Annotated in this window: 7 protein-coding genes; 2 read left to right on the forward strand and 5 right to left on the reverse strand. The window is 44.7% G+C overall.

All coding sequences use genetic code 11. The features are described 5' to 3' along the window. Positions 1-8 precede the first annotated feature (8 nt). The 4 genes from cysT to ACH10T_RS05540 form a co-directional block, all read right to left on the reverse strand. Entirely contained in the window at positions 9-842 is an 834-nt protein-coding gene (cysT, locus tag ACH10T_RS05525; protein ID WP_394808319.1) for a sulfate ABC transporter permease subunit CysT, read from the reverse strand. A gap of 50 nt (positions 843-892) precedes the next feature. Continuing rightward, entirely contained in the window at positions 893-1,891 is a 999-nt protein-coding gene (locus tag ACH10T_RS05530) for a sulfate ABC transporter substrate-binding protein (RefSeq protein ID WP_394808320.1), read from the reverse strand. A gap of 31 nt (positions 1,892-1,922) precedes the next feature. Then, on the reverse strand, positions 1,923-3,605 hold the full coding sequence (locus ACH10T_RS05535) for an alginate export family protein (protein WP_394808321.1): 1,683 nt from the start codon (positions 3,603-3,605) through the stop codon (positions 1,923-1,925). 144 nt (positions 3,606-3,749) lie between these two features. Continuing rightward, on the reverse strand, positions 3,750-3,971 hold the full coding sequence (locus tag ACH10T_RS05540) for a YezD family protein (RefSeq protein ID WP_394808322.1): 222 nt from the start codon (positions 3,969-3,971) through the stop codon (positions 3,750-3,752). 290 nt (positions 3,972-4,261) lie between these two features. Here ACH10T_RS05540 and ACH10T_RS05545 point away from each other — a divergent pair, with 290 nt between their 5' ends. Further along, a complete protein-coding gene (locus ACH10T_RS05545) occupies positions 4,262-4,696 on the forward strand; it encodes a hypothetical protein (RefSeq protein WP_394808323.1) in 435 nt (144 codons plus the stop codon). A gap of 21 nt (positions 4,697-4,717) precedes the next feature. Here ACH10T_RS05545 and ACH10T_RS05550 read toward each other — a convergent pair whose 3' ends face one another. Next, positions 4,718-5,824 (reverse strand): lytic transglycosylase domain-containing protein, encoded by a 1,107-nt coding sequence (locus ACH10T_RS05550; protein WP_394808324.1) that lies wholly within the window; start codon positions 5,822-5,824, stop codon positions 4,718-4,720. A gap of 534 nt (positions 5,825-6,358) precedes the next feature. Here ACH10T_RS05550 and ACH10T_RS05555 point away from each other — a divergent pair. After that, on the forward strand, positions 6,359-6,616 hold the full coding sequence (locus tag ACH10T_RS05555) for a peptidoglycan-binding protein (protein WP_394808325.1): 258 nt from the start codon (positions 6,359-6,361) through the stop codon (positions 6,614-6,616). Positions 6,617-6,709 lie beyond the last annotated feature (93 nt).

Below are 6,709 nucleotides of genomic sequence, written 5' to 3' on the forward strand. Positions count from 1 at the left end.
AGTTGCTCTCAGGTAATAGTACTGCGGCGCCGGCTCCACCACTGCAGCAGATTAATAATCAGTAACAGAATAAAAGAAATCACCAGCATCACCACCGACAATGCCGTGGCACCTGCATAATCATATTGTTCCAGTTTGGTGACAATCAGTAGCGGAGTGATTTCAGAGATCATCGGCATGTTACCGGCAATAAAAATCACCGATCCGTACTCGCCAATCGCACGTGCAAAAGCCAGCGCGAAACCGGTCATCAATGCAGGAAAAATTACCGGAAAAATCACCCGGGTAAACGTTTGCCAGCGATTGGCGCCGAGTGTCGCTGCTGCTTCCTCCAGCTCGGACTCAATATCCTCGAGTACGGGTTGCACGGTACGCACTACGAACGGCAGTCCGATAAAAGTCAGTGCCACAAAAATTCCGATGGGTGTGAAAGCCACCTTGATGCCGAGTGGTTCAAGAAACTGACCGATCCAGCCATTGCCTGCGTACAGCGCGGTCAACGCGATACCGGCCACCGCAGTTGGTAGGGCAAAAGGAAGATCTACTAATGCATCGACTAATTTCTTTCCGGGAAAATGATAACGTACTAACACCCATGCCACTAACAGTCCAAATACCACATTGACGCATGCAGCGGCGAATGACGCGCCAAATGTCAACTGGTACGAAGCGACGACGCGCGGTGTGGTGACAATGGACCAAAATTCCGGCCAGGTTAGCTCGGCGGTACGGATAAACGCTGCCGAAAGCGGAATCAGTACGATTAAGCTCAGATACAGCAGGGTAAATCCAAGCGCCAGATTAAAGCCCGGCAGAATGCTGTGTTGTTTAAAAGTACTCATCGATCAATCCTTATGAATCAGACGGTTTGTCAATCTGGGTCAATCTATTCTTACTTCAAGTAAATCTGATCGAATGTTCCGCCATCGGCAAAGTGGGTTTTGTGTGCATTCTTCCAGCCGCCAAAGGCATCGTCGATTTTGAATAGATCAATCTTTGGAAACTTACCGGCATGTTTTTCAGCAACCTTCGGATTAGTAGGGCGATAGAAATGCTTGGCAACTATCTCCTGGCCTGCTTCGGAATAGAGATATTGGAGATAGGCTTTAGCGACTTGGCGTGTGCCTCGCTTATCAACCACTTTATCGACTATCGCTACGGGCGGTTCTGCAATAATACTCAATGACGGTATTACAATTTCAAATTTATCCGTGCCATATTCTTTGAGTGCCAGAAAAGCTTCGTTCTCCCAAGTGATGAGCACATCACCAACGGCGCGTTCCACAAATGTCGTGGTTGAACCGCGCGCGCCGGAATCGAGAACAGGTACATTTTTGTATATTTTACTGACGAATCCTTGCGCTTCGTTCTCACCATAATGCCGTCTGCCAAATTCCCATGCCGCCAGGAAATTCCACTGCGCGCCCCCGGAAGTTTTCGGATTGGGTGTGATCACAGCTACGCCAGGTCGAGCCAGATCATTCCAATCTTTAATCCCCTTGGGATTGCCTTTGCGCACCAGGAAAATGATTGTCGAGGTATATGGCGTACTATTCAGTGATAATCGTTTTTGCCAATCCTCGGGAAGTAATTTGGATTTCTCTGCGATGGCATTGATATCATTGGCCAATGCGAGCGTGACAACATCTGCTTCCAAGCCGTCAATGACTGATCGCGCTTGCTTTCCAGAACCACCGTGAGATTGCTTGATTGTGACGGTTTCCTTGGTTTTCTCCTGCCAATGCTTGGCAAAAGCAGTATTAAATTCCTTATAAAGCTCGCGCGTTGGATCATAAGAAACATTGAGCAGTGTTTTTTCCGCCAATACGTTATTACTAATTATCAAACTTGCCGTCAAGAGACTCGTTGTTAGCCATGTTTTAATTGTCATGATTTTTTCTCCAATAGAAATTTAAGATTGTTTACAAGAGACTGATTAACACTTCAAAGTACAAGAAATCAGTGTTGCCTGAGCGCTGGTCGACGCAAGGGTGCGAATGGGCAGTCGCGCAGGAGTGTGCTGCGATACGGTTTTGTACGAATTCACCCGATGTAAAATGGGTATAGCCGAGGGTGGTATTAATGCGTGGTGTGGGTTGATAGCGTATGCGCCCTTCGAATGCATGGCCACCGAAATTACCGCTTTGTCCAGTGCGATCTCGATTGAATCCAGGATCCTTGATGGTATTACTGATGTTGCCGTCGAGAATATCGAACATGCGGTCGGTTTTGCTGGCCAGCCAATAGGCGCCATAACCCACCTCAAATCCTAGTTTCTGCGTCGGACTAATTTCAAACCTGAGTTTGGGCGCCTTCAAGTTCTCATAAACCACATAGTGATCGGCTGACCAAGGCCGTGCGAATCCAAAAAAGCGATCAAACCGGTTGTCAACATTGTCATTGGGATCCTTGTCGCCGCTGGCGTAGCCGTAAAAAGCACTGAGTCGGGGTTTCCAAGCATGCTCAAAGCCGCGACCCACCTCGATGGTATATCCGTGCGCATCCACACGATTGGGGCCGGAAAACCCTAACTGGTGGTTGTAGCTGACATCGAAATCAAGAATGCTGCCTGCTTTGCCGTATATGCGGAACCCAGGCATATGAATTTGCCGATCTAATTGATTGGTCGCTGTAAAGCCATTCGGATTAGCTGTTTGCTTTTGGCCCATGTAATACGCTTGAAAGGTGGCGATTTCAGACCACTTGCGCCAAGTGCCGATCCCTCCAAAAAACCATAGATTATCATTGGCCTTATCAAATTGAGTTTGCAGACGCAAAACGGGTTGCAAGCCAAACAGGTCAATCTCCCAATCATTGGCTTCGCGTCCCAGATTCAGGCGAAAGCCTTCAAAAGTATTAGTGGTATTGCGCCATTCATTTCGTGCGATAAAACGCCGGTCCGTTGTTTCATAGGCCATGCGGCCCACACGGAATCGGATTGGACGATCATTGCCTCGGTCATCGGCTCCAAGTGCTTTTTTGAAATGTAATTCACCGTAGGCATTGAGTAGGTCGTACTCATTCCTTTCTTGATCCGTGATGGCATGCTTATTGTTATAGACGCGGGAATCCTGAAACTCGACTGCGAAACGGAATGGATCCAAAATATCCTTGATCCCAATCCATGCGCGATTTCGTAAAAAGAAGGGATTATCCTCTCCACCCTCAATACGGCGTATGTCGTTATTACGCCATTCATAACGCGTACGGTGCTCAAGGCCGACTTCCAGCCAGGTAATATCTTTAAACCGCTCAACACCAATATCGCTTAATTGACGCACATAACGTGGCGGATCAGATTCAGGGTTGGTTGCATAGCTGTTGGAACGCTGGTGAAAACTGGTCGGTTTTTTTGCATCCGATACTTTGGCTGCCGGCACAATGGCAGGTAATGATTTTTCCAGATCAGATGGTTTGGCCTGCCCCGATGATTTATCGGTTAATGGCTTGCCGGTATCAACAGCGATCTGCTGTGCTACTCGGACAACACTCGGTTGCATTGCTTGAGAATCTACAGATGATTTACTATCTGAAGACGCCTTGGTTGGGCTGACCGTGAATGTGCTCAGCGCCACAATGTGTAAAAAAAACCAAATAAACTTCAATTTATTCTCCTAAGTAAACCCTCCGGCAATCCGGTTGAGTTATTGATATTTTTTTGCTCTTTAACTTCCAATTTTGTTGGTCGGTGTTATTGTCATTTGTCAGATCAGTTTGATCTTGATGCTTTAAACCCAAAACTTATTCAATTATGATCTCGATGTTTTACGTCCAGATCCATTTTGGTTCACGCGGATCTTTTCACGGCATTCTATTTGCACAACTTTATTTTCGTGTATAACGACTTCAACCGATCCATATTCGATGCTGGCCACAACGCGTAGAATTTCCTGAGCAACATCAACGGGTATCTTTTTGTCAGTATTCTTAGTTGTCATAATTTCTGGATCCCAACCGAGGTTAATAGTCATTTACACTTCCTAATGAAGTAATGGAGGTTAACGGAAACGTAAGATAACAACTTTGCGATATAAATAGAAATACTATTTATTAATTAGTTTATAACTATAAGTTATATAGAAATTGGATTCTGAATATGTACTAGAACAACGCAATAATGAAATGATTCCAGTAGAATTAACGCGTGAGGTTATGAGGATATTCATAATCATTTTATTTTTTCAGCTACCCGATCAGGATTTACTTCTGAAGTCTTCGGATTAACAATAATGCTCACTTAAACTTATTGACGGAGATGTAGATGAATAACATTAGGATAATTATGATTAATTTAATAAAGTTTATATTATCGGCTGCATTGCTGGTGATATTGACTATGCAAGTTTCCGGATGCTCTGTTTTCATGGCGGCAAAACAACCGGAAAAGAAAGATATCAGCTTATTAAAAGAAGGCGTATCAAGAGCAGTGCTGATCTCTGAGTTTGGTGCCCCAGTTGTCAGTGAATATAAAAATGATAAAAGGTTTGAAATCTTTAAATTTGTGCAAGGGTATAGTACAGGCGCCAAGGCAGGCAGGGCTTTCTTTCATGGCGCAGCAAGTGTTGCTACGTTGGGATTGTGGGAGCTTGTTGGTACGCCGGCTGAAATAACGTTTAATGGCGATGAGATGGCTTTTCAAGTCAGTTATGATGAAAATGATCTGGTTGATGAAGTAAAGTTAATAACAAAAGAATAAATTGCGTATTGCGCTGAATAATTACAAGCCATTTTGCAGTCCTGGTATACCGATCCGCTGTATATGGATAGCATTGTTCCCTTCTTCGTAAGCGAGCAATTTCCCTTCTTTTTGCCAGAGACGGAATGCCAAGGAGTAGGATAATACCCGAATTGGGTAGTCGCGCGGCAGCGTTTGTAGATAGGGCTGAATCGTAGTGAAATTGGTGGCACCGTATTGCTGCATGATGAAGCGCAAACCGCCGTTAGCCGGGCCGATGTTATAGGCTAATAAGCCTAAAAAGAGATCGCCTTTCATTTCGGCTAGGTAGTGTTTGAATGTGGCCGCACCGACGAAGGCGTTGTGCCGGGGATTCTCCAGCGAGATTTTTTCAGTGCCTAGCCGCTTATGCGCCTGAACCAAGACGGTTTTTGGAACTTGGGTGATTTGGAATAAACCGCGTCCGCCGTCACTACTGTCTCTGGGTATGAATGACGATTCTGTTGCTGCAATACCCTGTAATAGATTGATATCGACATCGAACGATCTGGCAGCATCTTCGATAGCTTGTTGATATTCTTGTGATCGGCTAATCATTTTTTGCAGTTGTGTTGAACTGTGCCTGCGATAAGCTGCATAGACTTGATGTGAGATTGTCACCCGGCTTGCTTCTTCCTTGCCGCCCACCAGTGTGCGGAAATTTCCATATGCCAGAGTGAATTGGTCATGGGTAACCAAAAAAGCGATTAGCAAAGCAAATGAAAGGGATAGGATCGGGGTCAATAACTCAGAATGGGATTGTAGCCATTTTCTCAGCTTCCACCAGCCGATGAGTAACACGCAAGCAACCAACACCAGCGCTAATACACCGATAGCGAACGGAAGCAGGCTGCTGAAAAAACTGGTGCCTGAGAACCGGCTTGCGGAATAGCCTAAAAGCACGATGATGGCCGAAACCGCGATAATGCTCAAACCGAGGATCTCTAAGCTGATCAGCAATAAATTCCACTTGAATTCACTGGTTTGTTTTTTTCTCAACCGTTTCTGCGTTTTATCTTTTTCGGCGCGAACTGTTGGGCTACGCCTGCGCTTAGGTTTAGGCCTGATATTATTGGATTCTGGATTGCTGAGTTGGGCCGTCTTATCCATTGGCATAAGAATCGATACGTTTAATAAGTCAATAGAATCGTGACAGATTAACAAACATCTGTAGCGAAGTTCAAAGTATTTTCTGGATATCCTCCCTCTTGGGTGTAAAACGATCTACGTCGCTTCCTAGGATAATACCTGCTAAAGCTAAGATTTTCTCATAATGTGACACGGACTGAAGTGGAAGGACAGCTTAGAGTAATCTCAACCCAAAGCGAGTAACCAGGATAAGGGATATATACACAACTACAAATTTCACATATGCTCATACCAATCAAATTATTGGGTACGACCCTTATTTTTAGCACAGAAATAATCGGTTAAACGACATTGATGGCATCTAAAAAAAGACTTCGCAAAGTATCCAATTTTATTTTATCGTAATAATGAAAGCCTGGTTCAATAGGCTCATACAAGTAGTGATGTCTTTTATCAGACCGATAAAAGAGGAGGTTTTCGCAAGAAAACATGATTTGTGCGGTTAATGAAAACTGATCGATCAGGTTCCTGTGGTATCAACCGAGGAGATAAAAAATGAAAGCTATTGCTTCTTCCATCCGCCAGTTTGATCAAGGCAATGCAGTTTCCAATTTGCAGCAGGCACTCACTTCCTTAGGTTTTCTCATTTCGAATGATGAGCGGATTGCGTCTTTTTTTGGTGATACAACTTCCAACGCACTGAGGCGTTTTCAGGAGTCTTTTCAAATTCCCGCAACAGATAGCGTTGATGAGAACACCGCAAAAACTCTGAATGAGGTCCTGAAGCATAAGCAACTGCTTGATAAAGACTAAAGTGGACCCCGCAGTCAAGACAATAATAGATTGAATTTAAGAGGGCACCCTATTCATGCAGCGGAACGGCGCTGCCCCGATTTTTTGTTTTTA

This window comes from Nitrosomonas sp. (assembly GCF_043753625.1).
GTDB lineage: Bacteria > Pseudomonadota > Gammaproteobacteria > Burkholderiales > Nitrosomonadaceae > Nitrosomonas.

Excerpts from the sequence above, each read along its gene's own strand:
- ACH10T_RS05540 (WP_394808322.1), bottom strand. The coding sequence starts at position 3,971 with ATGACTATTAACCTCGGTTGGGATCCAGAAATTATGACAACTAAGAAT.
- ACH10T_RS05555 (WP_394808325.1), top strand. The coding sequence starts at position 6,359 with ATGAAAGCTATTGCTTCTTCCATCCGCCAGTTTGATCAAGGCAATGCA.
- ACH10T_RS05545 (WP_394808323.1), top strand. The coding sequence starts at position 4,262 with ATGAATAACATTAGGATAATTATGATTAATTTAATAAAGTTTATATTA.
- cysT (WP_394808319.1), bottom strand. The coding sequence starts at position 842 with ATGAGTACTTTTAAACAACACAGCATTCTGCCGGGCTTTAATCTGGCG.
- ACH10T_RS05530 (WP_394808320.1), bottom strand. The coding sequence starts at position 1,891 with ATGACAATTAAAACATGGCTAACAACGAGTCTCTTGACGGCAAGTTTG.
- ACH10T_RS05550 (WP_394808324.1), bottom strand. The coding sequence starts at position 5,824 with ATGGATAAGACGGCCCAACTCAGCAATCCAGAATCCAATAATATCAGG.